This is a genomic window from Nonomuraea sp. NPDC049309 (assembly GCF_043196965.1).
GTDB classification, from domain to species: domain Bacteria; phylum Actinomycetota; class Actinomycetes; order Streptosporangiales; family Streptosporangiaceae; genus Nonomuraea; species Nonomuraea fastidiosa.
On sequence record NZ_JBICSH010000004.1, the window covers coordinates 198,416 to 218,768 of the forward strand.

The 20,353-nt window shown below is 71.1% G+C and carries 18 protein-coding genes; 3 read left to right on the forward strand and 15 right to left on the reverse strand.

Features of this window, described 5'->3' with window-relative positions; translation table 11 throughout:
• Window positions 1–24: 24 nt before the first annotated feature.
• The 3 genes from ACGFIM_RS26005 to ACGFIM_RS26015 all read right to left on the reverse strand — a co-directional run bounded on the left by ACGFIM_RS26005 (window position 25) and on the right by ACGFIM_RS26015 (window position 2,105).
• Window positions 25–471, reverse strand: a complete 447-nt coding sequence (locus ACGFIM_RS26005; RefSeq protein WP_393204596.1) for a hypothetical protein — start codon at window positions 469–471, stop codon at window positions 25–27.
• Window positions 468–1,004, reverse strand: a complete 537-nt coding sequence (locus tag ACGFIM_RS26010) for an RNA polymerase sigma factor (protein ID WP_393204599.1) — start codon at window positions 1,002–1,004, stop codon at window positions 468–470. Before ACGFIM_RS26010 ends, ACGFIM_RS26005 begins: the two co-directional genes overlap by 4 nt.
• A gap of 72 nt (window positions 1,005–1,076) precedes the next feature.
• A complete protein-coding gene (locus ACGFIM_RS26015) occupies window positions 1,077–2,105 on the reverse strand; it encodes a S8 family serine peptidase (RefSeq protein WP_393204602.1) in 1,029 nt (342 codons plus the stop codon).
• Window positions 2,106–2,279: 174 nt separating this feature from the next.
• Between ACGFIM_RS26015 and ACGFIM_RS26020 the strand changes: the two genes are divergently transcribed.
• Entirely contained in the window at window positions 2,280–2,774 is a 495-nt protein-coding gene (locus ACGFIM_RS26020; protein ID WP_364066907.1) for a DUF3145 domain-containing protein, read from the forward strand.
• A gap of 230 nt (window positions 2,775–3,004) precedes the next feature.
• On the opposite strand, the gene ACGFIM_RS26025 is transcribed toward ACGFIM_RS26020, so the two are convergent.
• The 9 genes from ACGFIM_RS26025 to ACGFIM_RS26065 all read right to left on the reverse strand — a co-directional run bounded on the left by ACGFIM_RS26025 (window position 3,005) and on the right by ACGFIM_RS26065 (window position 11,483).
• Window positions 3,005–4,429 carry an acyl-CoA carboxylase subunit beta gene (locus tag ACGFIM_RS26025; protein WP_393204606.1) on the reverse strand — a complete coding sequence of 475 codons (1,425 nt, stop codon included), beginning with the start codon at window positions 4,427–4,429 and terminating at the stop codon, window positions 3,005–3,007.
• Window positions 4,430–5,662 (reverse strand): beta-ketoacyl-ACP synthase II, encoded by a 1,233-nt coding sequence (fabF, locus tag ACGFIM_RS26030; RefSeq protein WP_393204610.1) that lies wholly within the window; start codon window positions 5,660–5,662, stop codon window positions 4,430–4,432. It lies immediately after the preceding gene.
• Between the two features lie 53 nt (window positions 5,663–5,715).
• Window positions 5,716–5,955 (reverse strand): acyl carrier protein, encoded by a 240-nt coding sequence (locus ACGFIM_RS26035; protein WP_364066901.1) that lies wholly within the window; start codon window positions 5,953–5,955, stop codon window positions 5,716–5,718.
• Between the two features lie 77 nt (window positions 5,956–6,032).
• Window positions 6,033–6,989 carry a beta-ketoacyl-ACP synthase III gene (locus ACGFIM_RS26040; RefSeq protein ID WP_393204613.1) on the reverse strand — a complete coding sequence of 319 codons (957 nt, stop codon included), beginning with the start codon at window positions 6,987–6,989 and terminating at the stop codon, window positions 6,033–6,035.
• Window positions 6,986–7,882 (reverse strand): ACP S-malonyltransferase, encoded by an 897-nt coding sequence (locus ACGFIM_RS26045; RefSeq protein ID WP_393204616.1) that lies wholly within the window; start codon window positions 7,880–7,882, stop codon window positions 6,986–6,988. The genes ACGFIM_RS26040 and ACGFIM_RS26045 overlap by 4 nt, the downstream gene beginning before the upstream one ends.
• A gap of 103 nt (window positions 7,883–7,985) precedes the next feature.
• Window positions 7,986–9,110: a PucR family transcriptional regulator gene (locus ACGFIM_RS26050; RefSeq protein WP_393205884.1), complete on the reverse strand. Its 1,125-nt coding sequence runs from the start codon at window positions 9,108–9,110 to the stop codon at window positions 7,986–7,988.
• A gap of 114 nt (window positions 9,111–9,224) precedes the next feature.
• Complete coding sequence (locus ACGFIM_RS26055) at window positions 9,225–9,656, reverse strand: DUF350 domain-containing protein (RefSeq protein ID WP_393204619.1); 432 nt, start codon at window positions 9,654–9,656, stop codon at window positions 9,225–9,227.
• 66 nt (window positions 9,657–9,722) lie between these two features.
• Window positions 9,723–10,868 carry a glutathionylspermidine synthase family protein gene (locus tag ACGFIM_RS26060; RefSeq protein ID WP_393204622.1) on the reverse strand — a complete coding sequence of 382 codons (1,146 nt, stop codon included), beginning with the start codon at window positions 10,866–10,868 and terminating at the stop codon, window positions 9,723–9,725.
• A gap of 3 nt (window positions 10,869–10,871) precedes the next feature.
• Window positions 10,872–11,483: a hypothetical protein gene (locus tag ACGFIM_RS26065; RefSeq protein ID WP_393204625.1), complete on the reverse strand. Its 612-nt coding sequence runs from the start codon at window positions 11,481–11,483 to the stop codon at window positions 10,872–10,874.
• A 128-nt stretch (window positions 11,484–11,611) separates the two neighbouring features.
• Between ACGFIM_RS26065 and ACGFIM_RS26070 the strand changes: the two genes are divergently transcribed.
• The gene (locus tag ACGFIM_RS26070) at window positions 11,612–12,634 is read left to right on the forward strand and encodes a PHP domain-containing protein (protein WP_393204628.1); all 1,023 of its coding nucleotides are present in this window, start codon (window positions 11,612–11,614) and stop codon (window positions 12,632–12,634) included.
• A 577-nt stretch (window positions 12,635–13,211) separates the two neighbouring features.
• On the forward strand, window positions 13,212–13,940 hold the full coding sequence (locus tag ACGFIM_RS26075; protein WP_393204630.1) for a helix-turn-helix transcriptional regulator: 729 nt from the start codon (window positions 13,212–13,214) through the stop codon (window positions 13,938–13,940).
• 389 nt (window positions 13,941–14,329) lie between these two features.
• On the opposite strand, the gene ACGFIM_RS26080 is transcribed toward ACGFIM_RS26075, so the two are convergent.
• From ACGFIM_RS26080 to aceE, 3 genes are all read right to left on the reverse strand, one after another.
• On the reverse strand, window positions 14,330–15,067 hold the full coding sequence (locus ACGFIM_RS26080; protein WP_393204633.1) for a maleylpyruvate isomerase family mycothiol-dependent enzyme: 738 nt from the start codon (window positions 15,065–15,067) through the stop codon (window positions 14,330–14,332).
• Between the two features lie 10 nt (window positions 15,068–15,077).
• Window positions 15,078–16,598 (reverse strand): alpha/beta hydrolase, encoded by a 1,521-nt coding sequence (locus tag ACGFIM_RS26085; protein WP_393204636.1) that lies wholly within the window; start codon window positions 16,596–16,598, stop codon window positions 15,078–15,080.
• A gap of 188 nt (window positions 16,599–16,786) precedes the next feature.
• Window positions 16,787–19,534 (reverse strand): pyruvate dehydrogenase (acetyl-transferring), homodimeric type, encoded by a 2,748-nt coding sequence (gene aceE, locus ACGFIM_RS26090; RefSeq protein WP_393204639.1) that lies wholly within the window; start codon window positions 19,532–19,534, stop codon window positions 16,787–16,789.
• Between the last annotated feature and the right edge of the window lie 819 nt (window positions 19,535–20,353).

Consider the following 20,353-nt stretch of genomic DNA (forward strand, 5'->3'; position numbering starts at 1 on the left):
CCGCCTGGACGAGCGGATGAAGGGTCAGGGGCGGATGCGCACCCACGTGGTCTGTACGGGCGCGTGCCCCGGCCGGTGGCACACCACGCTCAGCCACCCGGGCGGCAGGCCCGTGGCGACGAAGTGGCCGGTGGGGGCGATGCGCCGGGTCAGGGTCAGGTGCGGGGACCGTACGTCGACGAGCGCGCCGTCGCCGGGGTAGGGGGAGATGTGACCGGCGACGTCGATGAGCCCGTCGCCCTCGGTCACCTCCAGGTCGAACGTGAGGCCGGCGGCGATGAACCGCACCAGATGGGAGCTGTCGCTGTCGCGCACGCTGCGGATCGCGGCGGACTCGGTGTGGGCGGCGGTCACGGCCATCGGGACCCGGAGCCGGTAGGCGTCACGTGCGGCGGCGGACACGTGACCCGGGATCGGGTCGTTCCCGGCGGCCAGCCGGAGGGCCGCCAGGAAGTACTCGTCGTTGATCATTGCGCTGTCTCCTGTAGTGAGAGCAGAGTGCGCAGTTTCTCCAGGCAGCGAGCCTTGGTCGGCCCGACGCTGCCGTCGGGCAGCCCGAGCCGTGACGCCACCTGCTGGTTGCCGACCTCGTACGCGACAAGTTCCAGGATCGAGCGGCAGGGTTCTTGGAGTGTGGAGACCGTCTTCCAGAGCCGGCGCCGCCCGTCGGCCTCGAGCACGGCGGCGGCCGGGTCGGGCTCGTCGACCGGCTCGGTCACGGAGACGAGAGGCGGCTCCTTGCGCTGCATGGCAAGGGCCTCGCGACGAACGGTGGTCACGAGCCAGCCGCCCACGCTCGCCGGTTCCCTGATGTCGTGCAGATGCTGCAGCAGGCGGAGCCAGGCGCCCTGGACCGCGTCTGCGGCGTCGACCGGGCTCAGGCCGCAGGCGCGGGCCACCGCCCACATGCGCGGCCCGTACCTCGCTTCGAGCTCGTCCCATGCGGCCCGGTCGCCCTTGGCCGCGGCCGCGAGCAGCTCCGCTGGATCACGCAGATCCCGCATACGGCCTCCTTCCGCCCGGCTCGGGGAGGCGATCATGCCTCCCCGTGATGGTCCGGGGACTGAGCGTAAACTCTACAGACTCGCCGGGAAGAGGACCCCCAGATCCTGAATTTGCGGGGTCGCCTCGGAGTTCAGCAGGCCATCGATCCACTGCCGTGCGGGCTCGGTCTTGGCGGCGTCGGCGATGGCTCCGGCCACCAGCGCCGTGGCGAACGACGTGCCGCTCCACGCCGCGTATCCCTCGAAGTCGCCGGTGTGCAGGTAGCTGCTGGTCAGCCAGTCGCCCCGGGCGCAGGCGTCCACCCACGTGCCGTAGCCGGAGTAGGGGGCCCGGCACAGCTGGGAGGCGTCCACGGCGGCCACGCCGACCACGAAGGGCAGGGCCGCGGGCCAGAACGGCCGGTCGGACGCGGTGTTGCCGGCGCAGGCCACGGTCACCGTGCCCACCGGCGTGGCCCCCAGCGCGGCGATGGCGTCCGACAGCAGGGGCGGTGGCCGGTCGTCGAAGGTGTAGCCGCCGAACGACAGGTTGAGCACGTGGGGCGGGCGTTCCCGCATGCGGTGCAGCGCGCGGACGACGGTCGCCTCGTCGGTCACGCCGTCGCCGTCGAGCACCCGGTGCACGCGCAGCGACACGCCCGGGGCGCGCCGGGTCAGCAATCCGGCGATGAACGTGCCGTGGCCCGCCTGCTGGCCCTCCATGGCGTCGGCATCCTGAGGGCCGAGCCTGGCGTACCAGCCGCTGCCCGCCCACCACGGGTGCTTGGCCACGCCGGTGTCGAGCAACCCCACGACGACGTCGGTGCGCGGCCGGTGATGCGGCCGGTAGCCGATCGGGGGCGTGGGGAAGGGCCGTGAGGCCGGGCCGCCGAAGAACAGCGGCTGGCCGCGGAAGACGTGGTTGGGGGAGGCGCGCAGGCCTTGGTCGCGCAGCTCGGCGGTGAGCTCGCACGGATCGACGCCGTCGGCCAGGTGGACGACGCAGACGCCGTCGGCCTCGGAGACCGCCTGGGTCCATCGGCTCGCGGCGGACAGCGCACTGCGGTCGGTCAGCACCTGACGTGGGCGGACGAACGCCTCCCCGACTGATTGGATGTCCATGAGCCGGTATCTTTCCTTGGGAGGCGACCTGTCACCCGCCACTTCCGCACCAAGTTGGTATGGCCCCCCTCTGGTGCCGAATAGCGACCGACGGTAGTCTCTCCCTAGTCACTTGTGATCATCCCGGGACGAGGCCGTTGGGGAAGGCGCACCTCGTACCGAACGGGAGGTCCGGTGTCTGCTCGTGGCGTTCTTTACGTCCACTCGGCTCAGCCCGCGCTGTGCCCTCACATCGAATGGGCAGTCGCGGGTGTCCTTGGCGTGCCCGTAGACCTGACGTGGACTCCGCAGCCCGCCGCGCCCAATGTCGTGCGGGCCCAGGCGGAGTGGGAGGGACGGCCTGGCATCGCGGCGGCCATCGCCTCCTCCCTCATGGGTTGGCAGCGCCTCAGGTTCGAGATCACCGAGGATGCCTCACCCGGGGTCGACGGCTCCCGCCATGCCTACACGCCGTCGCTCGGCCCGTTCACGGCCGTGATCGGCGCGAACGGCGACATCATGATCCCTGAAGACCGGCTGCGCACCGCGATGATGATGGCCGCGCAGGGGCGGTGCGTGCTCGAAGACGAGCTGGACAAGCTGCTGGGCCGGCCGTGGGATGAGGAGCTGGAGCCGTTCCGGTACGCCGGGGACGGCGCGCCCGTCAGGTGGCTGCACGCGGCCGTGTGATCGCGGGGGGCGAGGCGGCCGGGGTGCGAGGGAGGCTCCCCGCGCGCCCCGCCCCGCCGCCTGGCGCGTGACGAACGCCGGTCAAACGCCTGTGACACGTAGGAGAACCCTGATCAGTCTGAAGAGCGCCTGCTGCTCGTAGAGAGCGCCTGTGAAAGACGAACGAGGCCCCGCACCGTCCTTCCGGTGCGGGGCCTCGTTCGTTTCGCTTCAGAGCGGCTTGGGAGCCCTCACAGCGGGATGTTGCCGTGGGCACCCCTGGCCGGCGTGGCCTGGGCGAGCACCTTGGCGATCGCGCCGCGCGTCTCCGCGGGCTTGATCACCTCGTCGATGACGCCCAGCTCCTGGGCCCTGACCAGACCGCCGGCGAGCTGCTTGTGCTCCTCGGCCAGGCGCTGCTCCAGCTCGGCCCGCTCCTCCTCGGGGACGGCGGCGAGCTCGCGGCGCTTGAGCACGCGCACCGCGGCCACCTCGCCCATGACCGCCACCTCGGTGGTCGGCCAGGCGAAGACCTTGGTGGCGCCGAGCGCGCGGGAGTTCATCGCGATGTACGCGCCGCCGTACGCCTTCCTGGTGATCAGCGTGACCCGCGGCACCGACGCCTCGGCGAAGGCGTGCAGCAGCTTGGCGCCGCGCCGGACCACGCCGTCGTGCTCCTGGCCGACGCCGGGCAGGTAGCCGGGCACGTCCACCAGCACGACCAGCGGCACACCGAACGCATCGCACATGCGGACGAAGCGGGCGGCCTTCTCGGCGGAGGTCGCGTCGAGGCAGCCGCCGAGCCGCATCGGGTTGTTGGCGATCACGCCGACCGTGCGCCCGCCCATGCGGCCGAGCGAGGTGACGATGTTGGGCGCCCACTTGGGGTGCAGCTCCAGGCCGGGCTCGTCGAGCAGGCCGTTGACCAGCGGCTTGACGTCGTAGGCGCGGCGCGCGGACTCGGGCAGCAGGGACGAGAAGTCGACCTCGCCGATCTCTCCGAGGCGGATGCGGCCCTGGTGGCCGAGGAGCGTGGCGAGCTTGCGCGCCTTGACGAAGGCGTCGGTCTCGGTCTTGGTGACGATGTGGGCCACGCCGCTGCGCTTGGCGTGCGGCTCCGGCCCGCCGAGCGCGGCGGCGTCGACGCTCTCGCCGGTGACGCTGCGGACGACGTCGGGGCCGGTGACGAAGATGCGGCCGGTGTCGGCCAGGATGACGAGGTCGGTGAGCGCGGGACCGTAGGCGGCGCCGCCTGCGGCGGGGCCGACCACCACGGAGATCTGCGGCACGATGCCGGACGCCTTGGTCATGGCGGTGAAGACCCGGCCGACCGCGTGGAGCGACTCGACGCCCTCGGTGAGGCGGGCACCGCCGGAGTGCCAGATGCCGATGATCGGCACCCGCTCGCGGACGGCGACGTCGTAGGCGTGCACGATGTGCTCGCAGCCCTCGCCTCCCATGGCGCCGCCCTGGACGCGGGCGTCGCTGCAGAACGCGACGACGGGGACGCCCTCGACGCGGCCCGTGGCGGCCAGCGCGCCGCTGTTGTCCTGGGGCGTGATCAGCCGCAGCGAGCCCTCGTCGAGCAGCGCGGTCAGGCGGACGACGGGATCGCGGGGATCAGCGGGCTCCTGATCGGAGCCCTCGCTCACCACCCGGTTGTCGAGCACGGTCATTTAAGCCCCCTTAAAGACGACGGCCACGTTGTGACCGCCGAACCCGAACGAGTTGTTGACCGCGGCGATATCGCCGGCAGGCAGCTCGCGGTTCGCCTCGTGGACGAGGTCGACCTCGATGCCGTCGTCGAGGTCGTCGATGTTGATCGTGCGCGGGACGATCCGCTCGTGCAGCGCCTTGATGGTGAAGACCGACTCGATGCCGCCGGCTCCGCCGAGCAGGTGTCCCGTCATGGACTTGGTGGAGGTGACGAGCGGGTGGCTGCCGATGGCCTTGGCGATGGCCTGCACCTCGCCGACGTCGCCTGCCGGGGTCGAAGTGGCGTGGGCGTTGACGTGCTTGACGTCGATGCCGGAGATGTCGGCGTCCGTGAGCGCCATCGTCATCGCCATGATCTGGCCGCGGCCCTCAGGCTCCGGCTGGGTGATGTGGTGCGCGTCGGCGGAGTAGCCGACGCCCGCGCAGTAGGCGTAGATGCGCGCGCCGCGCGCCTTGGCGAACTCCTCCGACTCCAGCACGACGACGCCCGCGCCCTCGCCCAGCACGAAGCCGTCGCGAGCGCGGTCCCACGGGCGGGAGGCGCCCTCGGGGTCGTCGTTGCGGGTGGACATGGCCCGCGCGGCGGCGAAGGCGGCGATGTTGAGCCCGTGGATGGCGGCCTCGGTGCCGCCCGCCACGACCACGTCGGCGCGGCCGGCCCTGATCATGTCGAGCGCGTAGCCGATGGCCTCGGCGCCGGACGCGCAGGCCGACACCGTGGCGTGCACGCCCGCCTGGGCGCCCAGGTCGAGCCCGACCCAGGCGGCCGGGCCGTTGGGCATGAGCATCGGCACGGTGAACGGCGACAGCCGGTTCCATCCGCGCTCGCGGTAGGTGTCGTAGGCCGACAGCGTGGTGTTGATGCCGCCGATGCCGCTGGAGACCACGACGCCCAGCCGCTCGGGCGCCACCTCGGGGGCGCCGGCGTCCTGCCAGGCCTCGCGGGCGGCGACCAGGGCGAACTGCTCGCTGCGGTCGAGCCGCCGGGCCTCGGGCCGCGGCAGCACCTCGGTGGGATCGACCGCGGCCGTCCCCGCGAACTTCACGGGGACGGTGTCGACCCAGTCGGTCTCCAGGGTCTTGACGCCCGACCGACCGGCGAGGAGCGCCGACCAGGTCGAGGTGACGTCTCCACCGACGGGCGTCGTCGCGCCAAGCCCGGTGACGACGACACGTACCCGGTTCGCACTCACGTTTCGCGCTCCTTGCTGGTCAGTGATCGGTTGATCGATGAAACAATCCGAGGTCAGCCCTGGATGAAGTTGAGGACGTCCTTGACCGTCTTCAGGTTCTTGAGCTGGTCGTCGGGAATCTCGACGCCGAACTCGTCCTGGGCGGCCACGGCGATCTCGACCATGGACAGGGAGTCGATGTCGAGGTCGTCCACGAAGCTCTTCTCGGGGGTCACCTCCGAGGCCGGAATGCCGGTGATCTCGTTGATGATCTTGCCGAGGCCTTCGAGGATCTCCTGCTCGGTGGCAGCCATGTCGCTAGTTCTCCTTTGATTTCCTGGGTTCTGTACGGGCGATGCCGCACAAGTCTGGAAGGGCGAGCGGGACCCCGTCAGGGGATCTCGATCACCTGTCCGGCGTACGTCAGACCCGCGCCGAAGCCGAGCACCAGCGCCAGGCCACCCGACTGCACTTCGCCGCGCTCCAGCATGCGCGAGAGCGCGAGCGGGATGGAGGCGGCCGAGGTGTTGCCGGCGTGGACGATGTCGCGGGCGATGACGGCCTTGTCGGCGCCCAGCTTACGGGCGATCGACTCGACGATGCGCAGGTTGGCCTGGTGAGGCACGAACGCGGCGAGCTCCGACGGATCGACGCCGGCGCGCCGGCAGGCCTCGAGCGCCACCGGGTGCAGGGCGGTGGTGGCCCACCGGAAGACGGTCTGGCCCTCCTGGTGGAGGCTCTCGTTGCGGTTTTTGACGTAGATGGCGTCGGCCTTGTCGCCGGCGCTGCCCCACACGACGGGGCCGATGCCGGGCGTCTCGGCCGGGCCGACGACCGCCGCGCCGGCGCCGTCGGCGAAGATCACGGCCGTGGAGCGGTCGGTCCAGTCGACCCACTGCGACAGCTTCTCGGCGCCGATGACCAGGACGTGCTTGGCCGAGCCGCCGCGCACGGCGGCGCTCGCGGTGCCGAGCGCGTAGCAGAAGCCGGCGCAGGCGGCGTTGATGTCGAAGGCGCCGGGCGCGGTGATGCCCAGGCGGTGCGCCACGACGGCCGAGGCGTTGGGGATCTGGGTCTCCATCGTGCAGCTCGCCACGATGACGAGGTCGATGTCGTCGGGCGTCAGGCCGCTGGCCGCGAGCGCCTTGCCGCCGGCGATGGTGGCCATGTCCTCGACGGTCTCGGCGGGGGAGGCGATCCTGCGCTCCTTGATGCCGACCCGGGACTGGATCCACTCGTCGTTGGTGTCCATGGTCTTGGCCAGGTCGTCGTTGGTGACGACGTTGGCCGGCTGGTAGTGGCCGAAGGCCAGCACCCTGGCGCCGGGAACGATGTCGGGGATCTTCATGGGATCAGCTCCCTGGCCGCTTCGAGGTCGTCGGGGGTCTTCAGCGCCACGGTGCGCACGCCGCGCAGCCCGCGCTTGGCGAGGCCGGTCAGCGTGCCGCCGGGCAGCAGCTCGATCATGTCGGTCACGCCGAGCGCGGCCATGGTCTCCATGCAGGAGTCCCACCTGACGGGGCTGCTCACCTGCTTGACCAGCTTCTGCAGGAACTCGGCGCCGCTCGCGACGGCCTGGCCGTCGGCGTTGGACAGCAGCGTGACCTCGGGGTCGGCGGGCTCGACGGCCTCGGCCGCGGCGCGCAGGCTCTCGACCGCCGGTGCCATGTGGTGGGTGTGGAACGCTCCCGCCACCTTCAGCGGGATGAGGCGGGCGCGGGCCGGCGCGTCCTCCTTGAACGCGGCGAGCTGCTCGAGCGTGCCGCCCGCCACGATCTGGCCGGCGCCGTTGATGTTGGCGGGGGTCAGGCCGTGCTTTTCGATGGCCGCGAGCACGTCGGACTCGACGCCGCCGAGCACCGCGGTCATGCCGGTCTCGGTGACGGCGGCCGCCTTGGCCATGGCCTTGGCGCGCTCGCGGACGAGGGCCAGCGCCTGCTCGGGGGTGAGCACCCCGGCGAGCGCGGCGGCGGCGAACTCGCCGACGCTGTGGCCCGCCAGCACGTCGGGGCGCGCGCCGAGCACCTCGGCGGCGGCCAGCGCGGCGGCGACGAGGAGCGGCTGGGCCACGGCGGTGTCGCGGATCTCGTCGGCCCCAGCGGTGGTGCCGTAAGCGATCAGGTCGAGCTCTACGACGTCGGACCAGGCGCCGAGCCGGTCGGCGAAGCCGGGCAGCTCGAGCCAGGGAGTCAGGAAGCCCGGTGTCTGGGCACCTTGGCCCGGGGCGACGAGTACAAGCACAAAAACCACCTTGCCCTGTAGAACTTCGACACGCGGATAGAGATCCGTACGAACTTTGTCCGGGGTGATTTGTAGGTTCCCTACAGTGGGAGTTTCGGCGGCATTACGTTAGCGATCGCCATGTTTCGGCGTTTTCGGACAGCCTGCCGAGGATGAGACCCACCTGCAGAGTGAACGCCGAGCGGCCCTCGGTCGGCTGGTAACCGGTCAGCTCGGTGATCTTCTTGAGGCGGTAGCGCACGGTGTTGGGGTGGACGAACAGCAACCGCGCCGTCGCCTCCAGCGAGGTACCCTGCTCCAGGTACGTCGCCAGCGTGTCGAGCAGCGGCGTGCCGGCCAGCGGCAGATAGACGTTCTCGATGAGCTGCTGCCTGGCATCGGCGTCGCCGTCGAGCGCCCGCTCGGCCAGCAGGTCCTCGGCGTGCACCGGCCGGGGCGCGTCGGGCCAGCCGCAGGACGCCTTGAGCCCGGCCAGCGCCGCCCTGGCCGACCTGGCGGCGGCGTGCAGGTCGGGCACCTCGGGCCCGATGACGATGGGGCCCACCCCGAACCTGGACACGACCTGCTTGGCGGCGTCGTTGGCGTTGCTCGCCCCGCCCACGATCACGATCAGCCGGTCGGCCTGGACCCCGGCCAGCAGGTCCATGCCGATGCGCCGGCCCTTCTCGCGCAGGCCGTCGATGACCGCGCGCGGGTCGCCGTCGGGCGCGTTTCCGGCGATGACCACCACGGGGGAGGAGGTCCAGCCGAGCGCGGCGGCCCAGGAGTGCAGGCCGTCGTCCACCTCGCCGCGGACGAGCGCGTCGACGATCAGCGCTTCGAGCCGGGCGTCCCACGAGCCTCTGGCCTCGGCCTCGCGGGCGTAGACCTGGGCGGCGGCGAAGGCGACGTCGCGCGTGTAGCGCAGCATCGCCTGCTGGAGCTGGTCCTCGCCGCCGGGTGCGGCCAGCTCGTGGGTGCGCGCCTCGACGACCTCGACGACGACCCTGACGACGTCGACGGTCTGCTGGAGCGAGATGGAGCGCTTGAGCTCGCGCGGTGCCGTACCGAAGAACTCGATGCTGGGCGTGGGACGGTTCTCGCCGGCGTGCTGGAACCATTCGACGAACGCCGCGATGCCGGCCTGGGCCACCAGCCCCACCCACGAGCGGTCCTCCGCGCTGAGCGCGCGGAACCACGGCAGCTGCTCGTCCATGCGCGCCATCGCCGCGGTGCCGAGCGCGCCCATGGCGCGCTCGAGCCTTCGTGTGGTGTCCTCCCGGGTCCGGTCTCTCACGACTCCTAGAGTGCCAGGTCCCCCGGATGTCCGGAACGGCGGTCCGCGCCGCGGCGGGATGGCGGATCAGATGACCGCGACCGCCGTGATCAGGCCGATCGCGACGTGCGTGGTCGCGAGCAGCCGGGCGCCCGGCTGCAGCTCCGGCTCCTTGACGAGCTCCCGGACGGAGACGCCGACGACCTTGTCGAACAGCAGCATCGCCAGCGTCTGGACCACGATGCCGACCAGGCCGAACACCGCCGTCCTCGCCAGCCCTTCGGACAGCAGGCCGCCGGACGCCCAGATGGAGGCGGCCACGATGAGGCCGATCGCGATCATCGCGGAGGTGGCGAGCAGGGTGGCGTTGGGGTTGCGCTCGGAGCGGATGACCTGGCTGAGCTTGCCCGGCGTGGCCAGGTCGATCACGTAGAAGCCGATGATCATCAAGATGACGCCGACGGCGGCGTACGCGGCGATGGTGCCCGAGCCACGGGCGAGGTTCTCAAGGAGGGTCACTGCAGTTCCATTCGAACAAAGAACACGGGTCGGGACAGGTCAGTCAGCTCAGTCAGCTCGGTCGGCTCAGCCGGCGATGCGGTGCGGGACGAAGGAGGAGGTGTCGTCGGTGATGTAACCGGTCGTCTCCCTGATGCCGAGCCCGGCCGCCGCGTCGGCGACCACCCAGGCGCCCAGCACCGGCCGCTGCCCATCGAACACCGGCAGCGGCTCGAAGCCCTGATGCACGTAGCCTTCGCGGCCGTACATGCCGGGCGTCTCCTGGACGCCGTCCGGGGTCACGATGCGCATCGACGCGCCCTCCCTGCCGAGCAGCGGCTTGGAGATGAACGAGGTCAGCTCGCGCGGCCCGTCGAGGTAGGCGGGCAGCAGGTTGGGGTGGCCCGGGTTGAGCTCCCACAGCACGGCCAGCAGCGCCTTGTTGGACAGCAGCACCTTCCACAGCGGCTCGAGCCACGTGCCGTAGCGTACGGCGTGCCGGCCGAACTCGTCGGTCAGCATCCACTCCCACGGGTACAGCTTGAACGTCGAGCGCATCACGCGGCCTTCGACGTCCACGAAGCAGCGGTTGAGCGGATCCCAGCCGATGTCCTCCATGGCGATGGCCACGGTCTCGATGCCCGCCTGCTCGGCCGTCTCCTGCAGGTAGGCGACGGTCATGGCCTCCTCGCCGGTCTCGTCGGCGTTGGTGAAGGCGAAATGGGTGGGGCCGGGCGGCAGGCGCAGCTCGCGCCAGCGGTCGATGAGCCGCTCGTGCACCGAGTTCCACTGGTCGTCGCCGGGGAAGACGTCCTGCAGCCAGAACCACTGCACGACCGAGGACTCCACCAGCGACGTGGGCGTGTCGGCGTTGTACTCCAGCAGCTTGGCCGGGCCGGTGCCGTCGTAGCGCAGGTCGAAGCGGGCGTACAGGTGGTCGTCGCGGCGCTCCCACGAGCGGGCGACCGCCTCCCAGGCCCACTCGGGGATGGCGAAGTCGGCGAAGCGGCCGGTGGCGACCACGTGGTCGGCGGCCTGGAGGCACATCTGGTGCAGCTCCTCGACCTGGCTCTCCAGCTCTTCGACCTCGTCCATGGAGAAGACGTAGTGCACGGACTCGTCCCAGTACGGGCGGCTCAGCCCGGCCGGGTGGGCGGCGCGGTGATAGGCCAGGCCGTGGCCCTCGATGATCTTCTCCCAGCCCTCCCTGGGCGCGGAGTGCTCGCGGCGCATCGCTCAGCTCCCGGTGCCCCAGCCGCGGCCGCCGAAGCCGCCTCGCTGGATCGACTTGCCGCTCCTGCTGTTGATGGTCACGTTGGACGGCTTGAGCGTGGTGCCGTCCATGACCCGGTTGCCGATGCGGCGGCCGCCGTAATACCAGACGTACGCGCCGTGGGAGCCGGTGTAGGGGCGGCCGTGGCCACCGTGGTAGTCATCGTCGTCGTAGTAGCGATAGCGGGTCGAGGACCCGTCGTCGTCGCAGTAGGAGTCGTCCACGACCAGGTAGCCGTCGGCGGACGCGGAGCTCGCGGGGCTGGCCGTGAGCGGCGCCCCGCCGTCGGTCGGGGTGGGGGAGGAGCTCGCCGATGAGGTCGGGGAGGGCGTCGGGCTGGAGCTCTCACCGGAGGCCGTCGGTGTGGGGGAGGCCGTCGGGGTGGCCGTGAAGTCGCCGTAGCCGGGTGGCGGGTCGCCTTCCAGCAGAATGCAGTCGGCCGTGACCTGCTCGTCGTCGTCGACCGCCGCGCAGTAGCCCACGACCATCACCGACAGGACGCCGAGAACGGTCAACGGGATCACTTTGGACGACTTGCGTGGCGGTTGCTCGGACGCCTTCGACGGCTGTGGCATGAAACTCCTGCTTTCCTGAGCCGATCACACTAGCGGCGGCCCTTGCCCCCGATCAATGGTTCCCGGCAGATTTGCCCTGTTCAGAGTTGGTGCTCCCAGTCTTCGCCCTGCTGGGTAGGACTGGACGCATGGATCCCGTCGAGGCCCTGCGCGAGATCGCCTTTCTCCTCGAGCGCGCGGGTGAGCCCCCGTACCGCGTGCGTGCCTTTCGCCGCGCCGCCGCGGTGATCGACGAGCTGTCCCCGCAAGAGCTCGCCCGTCTCACCCGCGACGGCGGGCTCGGTGGTCTCCCCGGGATCGGGAAGGTCACCGCCCTCGTGGTCAACGAAAGTGTCAATGGTCAGGTTCCTACTTATTTGCGGCGATTGCGAGCGACTGCGGACGTTCAGCTCGACGAGGAGACCGCCCGGCTGCGGGCGGCGCTCAAAGGCGACCTGCACAGCCACTCCGACTGGTCGGACGGCGGCTCGCCGATCGAGGAGATGGCGAGGGCCGCCATGGCGCTCGGGCACGACTACTGGGCGCTGACCGACCACTCGCCGCGCCTCACCGTCGCCAAAGGGCTCTCGGCCGAGCGGCTGGAGCAGCAGCTCGACGAGGTGGCCGCGCTCAACGAGCGGCTCGCGCCGTTTCGGATCCTGACCGGCATCGAGGTGGACGTGAACCCCGACGGCTCACTCGACCAGAAGCCCGAGCTGCTCGACCGGCTGGACGTCGTGGTCGCCAGCGTGCACTCCCACCTGCGCATGGGCTCCGACGACATGACCCGGCGCATGGTCACCGCCATCGCCGATCCCCGCGTGGACGTGCTCGGCCACTGCACCGGGCGCATCGTCCAGGCCGGCGGCAGGCGCGGGGCCAGGCGGCCCGAGTCGGAGTTCGAGGCCGAGCTGGTCTTCGAGGCCTGCCGCCGGTTCGGGGTCGCGGTCGAGATCAACTCGCGGCCCGACCGGCTCGATCCGCCCAAGCGGCTGATGCGGCTGGCGTACGAGATGGGCTGCCTGTTCGCGATCGACTCCGACGCGCACGCGCCGGGGCAGCTCGACTGGCAGCGCTTCGGCTGCGAACGGGCCGCCAGATGCGGCATCGAGGCGGAGCGCATCATCAACACCTGGCCGCTCGACCGCCTCCTGGAGTGGACCCGCACCTGACCCGCACCGCCCGGCGCGGTGAACGCGCACTCGGCTCACCTGGTGTGGTGGACGTGCCCGGCTCGGCCTGGTGCGGTGGACGCGCCGGGCTCGCCTGGTGCGGTGAATGCGCCTGGCTCGCCTGGTGTGGGCGCGCACCTGGCCCGTCCGTTCCCGGCCGCGGGCGCCTGGTCGCCCGCCCTGCGCACGCCGCGCGTCTCCGCCGCCGCCTCGCCCGCTGGACCGGGCGCGCCTTCGCGCGGAAGATCCGCCTCTCGTCACGTGGAGGGAGAAGCCGGGCGGCGCTCGCCTGAAGCGCCGTGCTCCTCTTCGATGGAGGGGGCTCTGGCGGCGCGCTCCGACGAGACGGAGGTGCTTCAGGGGTGGGCGGGGTGCTCCGGTGGGACGGAGACGTTCCGGCGTAGCGGTGGCGCTTCGGGGGTGGCGGGTGCTCTGGCGGGACGGAGGCGTTCCGGCGGTTGCGGGGTGCGCTGGCGGTGGCGGTGGCGTGAGAACTCTATGGCGGCGGGGTTATCCGGGCGTCGCGAGGCCGCCGCGAGGCACGCGATTGTCGGTGGTGGCGCGTAGCGTTCCGGCTGTGAACCGTACCGACCGGCTCTACGCGCTCGTCGAAGAGCTGCGCGCCATCGCGCCCCGCTGCCGCTCGGCCCGCGAGCTGGCCGAGCGGTTCGAGGTGAGCGTGCGCACGATCGAGCGCGACATCACCGCGCTGCAGGAGTCGGGCGTGCCGATCTACGCCGAGCCTGGCCGCAAGGGCGGCTACGCCATCGACAGGAAGGTGTCGCTTCCCCCGCTCAACTTCACGCCCGCCGAGGCCGTCGCCATCGCGGTGGCGCTCAGCAGGGCGGGCGACCAGCCGTTCGGCCGCCAGGCCCGCAGCGCGTTACGCAAGGTGGTGGCCGCCATGCCGGGCCCCGAGGGCGAGCTGGCCAGAGAGCTGGCCCGCCGCGTGCTGCTCGCCAGGCCGCGCTCGGAGCCGGGTGAGGAGATCCGGCCGCTGGGCGGCGAGGGCATCTCCAGGGCCATCGAGGAGGCGCTGCTGCGCCGCCGGGTGCTCAGGCTCGACTACGCCGACGCCAAGGGCGCGCTGACCACGCGCGACGTCGAGCCCGGGGTGTTCCTGGGCGGGCGCGGCGGGTTCTGGTACCTCGTGGGGTGGTGCCGCCTGCGCGACGACGTACGCGTCTTCCGCCTCGACCGCATCGCGTCCGCCACCGTCACCGCAGAGCGCTGCCCCGACCGGCCTTTGGAGGGTTTCGCCACCGATGTGCCCGAGATGGTCGTCCACGGCACCGTGCTCGACTGATTATCCGAGAATATTGTCGAAAACACCGACATAGGGTTGTCGCCTTCGCCGGTGATCGTGGTCCTGTCCGCACCCCCGAGGAGACGACGGCGTCCATGAACCTTCATCCCAGGTGATCATCCGCTCGCCGGCCGGGGAAAAGCGCCTTCCCCGCAAGATCCCGGCTCGGCGAGCGGGCCGCCCCGCGGCACGGGGCGGGTCACCCGTCGCCCTGGACACGCCGCCGATCGCCGAGCGGCGGCGCGTCCAGGGCCCCGCCCCGGCGTCTCCGGCCGGCCTCCGAACCGGACGGCCCCGGGCGACCGCTCACGGCCACCGTGGGGCCGTCTTCTGGGCGGCGTCCGGCGGTGGTCGCCTTACAGGACGGCGTCCGGCAGCCGGCGGTCGTCCTACAGGCCGGCGGCCGACAGCCAGCGGCCGAGGAGGGCGCGGTCGCCGTGCACGGTGAGCGCGTCGGGGGAGCGGCGGTTGTAGAGCACGAGCAGCAGATCGCGGACCGGCCCGCGCAGGGCCACGTCGCCCTTGGCGTGCCCGCGCTCCCACGTGATCTTCCCGGCGGGGCCCTGCGTGATGGTCCACTCGCCGTCGGCGTCGCTCGCGTGGAGGTGGATCGTGGCCCCCTCCGCGTCGAGCTCGGCCAGCGCTTTGGTGACCCAGCGGGCCTCCGGCAGGTTGTGCAGGAGCTCCTCGATGCCGTCGATCGCGGTCTCCGCCGGGAACTCCGGCTCCACGCCGAGCGCGAGCTCGACGTCCGCCCGGTGCACCAGCAGCTCGAAGAACATCCGGCGCGGCCACCATGAGGCCCGCTTGTCCGGGCCCCACGTCCACACGGCCATCGACGGGTCGGTGGCGCGCAGCGTCTCCAGCATCTCGGCGGCTCCGGCCGCCAGCCACGCCGCGTCGCCGTGGGCGCCCTCCGGCAGCCCGGCGGGCACCTGGAACGACCAGATCCGCTCCTGCACCTGGTTGCGCAGCACGTGCACCGTCCAGCGGTGCATCTGCCCGACGTGGGTGACCACGTCGCCGACCGTCCAGCCGGGGCAGGTCGGCACCGGCACCGTCAGGTCGTCCGCCAGCGCCGCCAGCCTGGCCGTCTCGGCCTCGATCTGAGCGAGGTAATCAGTCACCGCACCTACATTAGGCGGCCGGGCAGGTCGTGCCCTCCTGCGGCATCTTGCCCTCGATCAGGTACGCGTCCACCAGACCCTGCACGCACTTGCTGCCCGACAGGTACGCCCCGTGACCCTCGCCCTCGTACGTCACCAGCGTCGCGGTCTTGAGCTGGGCCGTCAGCTTCGGCGCCCACTCGTACGGCGTGGCCGGGTCGCCCTTGCCGCCCACCACCAGGATGGGCGCGGAGCCGGTGGCGTCCACATGCCGCGCCTCGTCGCTGCCCTCGACCGGCCAGATCGAGCAGAGCCCGCCCGAGCCTTCGCTGCCGAACAGCGGCGAGATCTTCAGCGCCGCCGCCTCGGTGCGCCGCAGCGTCGCCTCGTCGGGTCGTTCCGCGGTGTCGACGCAGGTGATGGCGGGGAAGCTGGTCATCTGCGTGGAGTACTCGCCGTTCGGGTCGCGTCCGGTGTAGGAGTCGGCGAGGTAGAGCAGCGCGTCGCCGCGCCCCTTGAGCGCCTCGCTCAGCGCCCGCTCCAGGAACGGCCAGGTCAGCTCCGAGTAGAGCGCGGCGGCCACGCCGGTGGAGGCCAGGCCCTGGGTGAGCGCGCGGCCGCCCACCTGCAGCGGCTTGGTGGTGAGCTGGTTCATCAGCCGGGTGACGTTGGCGTCGGCCTCGGCCTCGGTCTTGCCGACCTCGCAGTTGCCCTCGGCCACGCACGCCTTCAGGAAGCTCTCGTACGCCTTCTGGAAGCCGCGCGTCTGGGCGATGGTGCGCTCCTCGAACGTGACCGTCGGGTCGAGCGGCGCGTCCAGCACCATGCGGCCGACGTTCTTGGGGAACAGCGTGGCGTAGACGCCGCCGAGCTGGGTGCCGTACGACATGCCGACGTAGTTGAGCTTCGGGTCGCCCACCGCCTCGCGGATGCGGTCCATGTCGCGGGCGGCGTTCACGGTGCCGACGTACGGCAGGATCTTGCCGGAGTGCTGCTGGCAGAGCGCGGCGAACTCCTTGTTGGCCGCGTCGGTCGCCCGGCGGGTCTCGTCGTTCGCGGGTAGCGTGTCGAGCGCGGTGAACCGGTCCATCTCGGCGCCGTCGCCGCAGCGCACGCCCGAGCTGCGCTCGACGCCGCGCGGGTCGAAGCTGACCAGGTCGTAGTGGGCGCGCAGCGCGGTCAGCGCCTTGGCGGCCTGGTCGAGGGTGTCCACGCCGGACGCCCCCGGCCCGCCGAAGTTGAACACCATCGAGCCCAGCTTCTTCTTGCCCGTGGCGGGCAGCTTGATCAAGGCCAGCTCGATCTTCTCGCCGTCGGGCTTGGCGTAGTCGAGGGGCACCGCGAGCTTGCCGCACCGTACGGACTTGTCCTGGGCGGCGGGAGGTTCGCCGTCGGGACGTTTGATGTCGGTGCACGGACCCCAGGCGATCGAGCCGGACCCGGCGGCGGGCGCGGGGCTGGACCCGTCACGAACCTCGGAGGCTGGCTGGGCCGGCACGGTGGAGCAACCTGCGGCCGCCAGGACCAGGGCGGCGGCGATAACGCGACGCATGACGAAACTTCCCCTCACATCTCTTCAGGGGGAAGTAGTGCCCACAATACGGCAACCTGCACCAATGGCGGGTGAGGCGGCACGCACCCCTCCTGAACGTGCCGCCTCACCCGCCCGACGGGCGGACGGCAGAAGATGACGGCGCTCCCGCGAATCATGTCTCACGGGAGCGCCGGACGCGGGACGGCTCAGACGCCCATCGACTGGGTGTCGTTGCTCTCCGCGCCGCCCGCCTCGGTGACGCCGTTCTTGAGGTGGTAGCGGGCGATGGCCTCGCGCAGCACCTCACCGTCGAGCTCGCCCCGCTTGACCAGGCTGTTCAGCACGGCCAGCGTGATCGAGGCGGCGTCGACGTGGAAGTGCCGGCGCAGCGCCGAGCGCGTGTCGGACAGGCCGAACCCGTCGGTGCCCAGCGAGGTCCAGTCGCCCGGGACCCATTGCGCGATCTGGTCCGGCACGGCCTTCATGTAGTCGCTGACGCCCACGAACGGGCCCTGCGCCTGCGACAGCACCTGCGTGACGTAGGGGACGCGGCGCTCGGCGTCGGGGTTGAGCAGGTTGTGCTCGTCGCACCTGAGCGCCTCGCGGCGCAGCTCCGACCACGACGTCGCCGACCACACCGCGGCCGACACGCCCCAGTCCTCGGCGAGCAGCCGCTGCGCCTCCATCGCCCACGGGCCGGCCACGCCGGAGGCCAGGATGTTGGCCTTGGGGCCCTCGGTCTGCGGGCCGTCGGCGAACTTGTACAGGCCCTTGAGCAGGCCCTGCACGTCGATGCCCGGCGGCTGGGCGGGCTGCAGGTAGGGCTCGTTGTAGACGGTCAGGTAGTAGAAGATGTCCTCCGGCTGGTCGCCGTACATCCGCCGCAGGCCGTCCTTGACGATGTGGGCCAGCTCGAACGCCCACGACGGGTCGTAGATGACGGCCGCCGGGTTGGTCGAGGCGAGCAGCGGCGAGTGGCCGTCCTCGTGCTGCAGGCCCTCGCCGTTGAGCGTGGTGCGGCCCGCGGTGGCGCCCAGCAGGAAGCCGCGGCCCATCTGGTCGCCCATCTGCCACATCATGTCGCCGGTGCGCTGCCAGCCGAACATCGAGTAGAAGATGTAGACCGGGATCATGTGCTCGCCGTGCGTGGCGTAGGAGGTGCCGGCCGCGATCGCCGAGGCCATCGAGCCCGACTCGCTGATGCCCTCGTGCAGGATCTGGCCCTGCACGGCCTCCTTGTACGACAGCAGCAGCTCGCGGTCCACCGCCTCGTACGTCTGCCCGTGCGGCGAGTAGATCTTCGCCGTCGGGAACATGGCGTCCATGCCGAAGGTCCGGGCCTCGTCGGGGATGATCGGCACGAACCGGTGGCCGATCTCCTTGTCGCGCATGAGGTCCTTCAGCAGCCGTACGAACGCCATCGTGGTGGCGACCTGCTGCTTGCCCGAACCCTTCTGGAAGGTGGAGTAGACGTCGTCGCCGGGCAGCTTGACCGGCTTGGCGCGGACCACCCGCTTGGGCAGCACGCCGCCGAGCGCCGCGCGGCGCTCCTTCATGTACTGGATCTCGGGGTCGTTCTCGCCCGGGTGGAAGTACGGCGGCAGGTCCGCCTCCAGGGCCGAGTCGGGGATCGGCAGGTAGAGCCGGTCCCTGAACTCCTTCAGCTCGGCCTTGGTGAGCTTCTTCATCTGGTGGGTGGCGTTGCGCGCCTCGAAGTCCTTGCCCAGCGTCCAGCCCTTGATGGTCTGGGCGAGGATCACCGTCGGCTGGCCGACGTGCTCGCGGGCCGCCTTGAACGCGGCGTAGACCTTGCGGTAGTCGTGGCCGCCGCGCGACAGCTTGCGGATGTCGTCGTCGGACAGGTGCTCGACCATCTTGCGCAGGCGCGGGTCGGAGCCGAAGAAGTGCTCGCGGATGTAGGCGCCCGACTCGACGGAGTACGTCTGGAACTGGCCGTCGGGCGTGGTGTTCATCTGGTTGACCAGTACGCCGTCCACGTCGGCCGCGAGCAGCGGGTCCCAGTCGCGGCCCCACACGACCTTGATCACGTTCCAGCCGGCGCCGCGGAAGAACGCCTCCAGCTCCTGGATGATCTTGCCGTTGCCGCGTACCGGGCCGTCCAGCCGCTGGAGGTTGCAGTTGATGACGAACGTGAGGTTGTCGAGCTCCTCGCGCGCCGCCAGGCCGATCGCGCCCAGCGACTCGGGCTCGTCCATCTCGCCGTCGCCGAGGAAGGCCCAGACGTGGCTGCGGCTGGTGTCCTTGATCTGGCGGTTGAGCAGGTAGCGGTTGAAGCGCGCCTGGTAGATCGCCGCGATCGGGCCGAGGCCCATGGAGACCGTGGGGAACTCCCAGAAGTCGGGCATCAGCCGCGGGTGCGGGTAGGAGGGCAGCCCGTGGAAGCCGTGCGACAGCTCCTGGCGGAACGCGTCGAGCTGGGCCTCGTTGAGCCGGCCCTCGAGGAAGGCGCGCGCGTAGATGCCGGGGGCCGCGTGACCTTGGAAGAAGACCTGGTCGCCGGACTCGCCGTGGTCCTTGCCGCGGAAGAAGTGGTTGAAGCCGACCTCATAGAGGGACGCGGCGGATGCGTACGTGGCGATGTGGCCGCCGACGTTGGTGCGGGCGTTGGCCCTGGACACCATGACGGCGGCGTTCCAGCGGATGTAGGCGCGGATGCGGCGCTCGATGTGCTCGTCACCCGGGAACCAGGGCTCGCGCTCCGGCGGGATCGTGTTGATGTAGTCGGTGCTGCGCAGGCCCGGCACGCCGACCTGGTGCTCGCGGGCCCGCTCCAGCATGCGCAGCATGAGATAGCGGGCTCTGGTGCGGCCTTCGGTCTTGACGACGCTGTCGAGAGACTCGAGCCACTCGTTGGTCTCGCTGGGATCGACATCAGGCAGCTGGCTGGGTAGGCCGTCGCTGATGATCGAGAATCGCTGGCGTCCGGAAGCCACTGGGTCTCGCCTTCCGAGATGGACTGATGTCTGGTCTGGGTCGCCTTCCATCCTGGTCGCTAGCCGGAGAAAACGCATCTCTACTAGCAAGTAACCAGAGTGTCCCTGCTGGCAGGGCAGCCCCTGATGGCCTAGACCACCGATGGTAGGACGAATCGCCACCAAAGGTTACATGTCGCAAGCAATTTAACAAGACCAGAAAACTCACGAAATTTCGCTCGAATCCTGGCTGCTTGTGCGATGTCTCCTCCGTAGTCTTACCCCTCCCCCTCAGGGGGGTTCTCACGCGTGAGCGGGCGAGTCTATCCGCCCGGCTCGCCTTGGCGCTCCGTGATGCTTTAAGACGCCGACCCCTGACCGGCCCTTACGCCGCAGACCTCCGGCTTTTGTGCGGCGAACCCCCGGTTTGTTGCGCTTTAGCGGAACGACCCGCCACAACCCCTCCCTCCCGAACGGCACAATCCCGCCCTACCTCCCGTCCACCCCGCCGCTCGCCCGCCTCGACGCCCGCTCGCCCGGCCTCGTCCACCCGCCTGGTCGGCCCGTCACTCGGTCAGTTCGGCGCCCGCTCGGCCGGCGGGTGACCCCACCGTCCGCGCGGTTCGGCGCCTGCCACCGCCCCTCCCTGTGGAAGGCGCCGCGTCGATGAGGGCCGCTTCCACCGCACCCGACGGGACGTAGCCCGCCTGTGTGCGGGCCTGTGTGGGTGGGGGCCCGGAGCTCGGCCGGCGCGGCGCCCGAGCAGCCGAGCGCAGGGCCGACCACCGCCGAAACCGGACAATGCCGCTGCCGGCACCCTTGCCGGGAGTGAGGCGACTT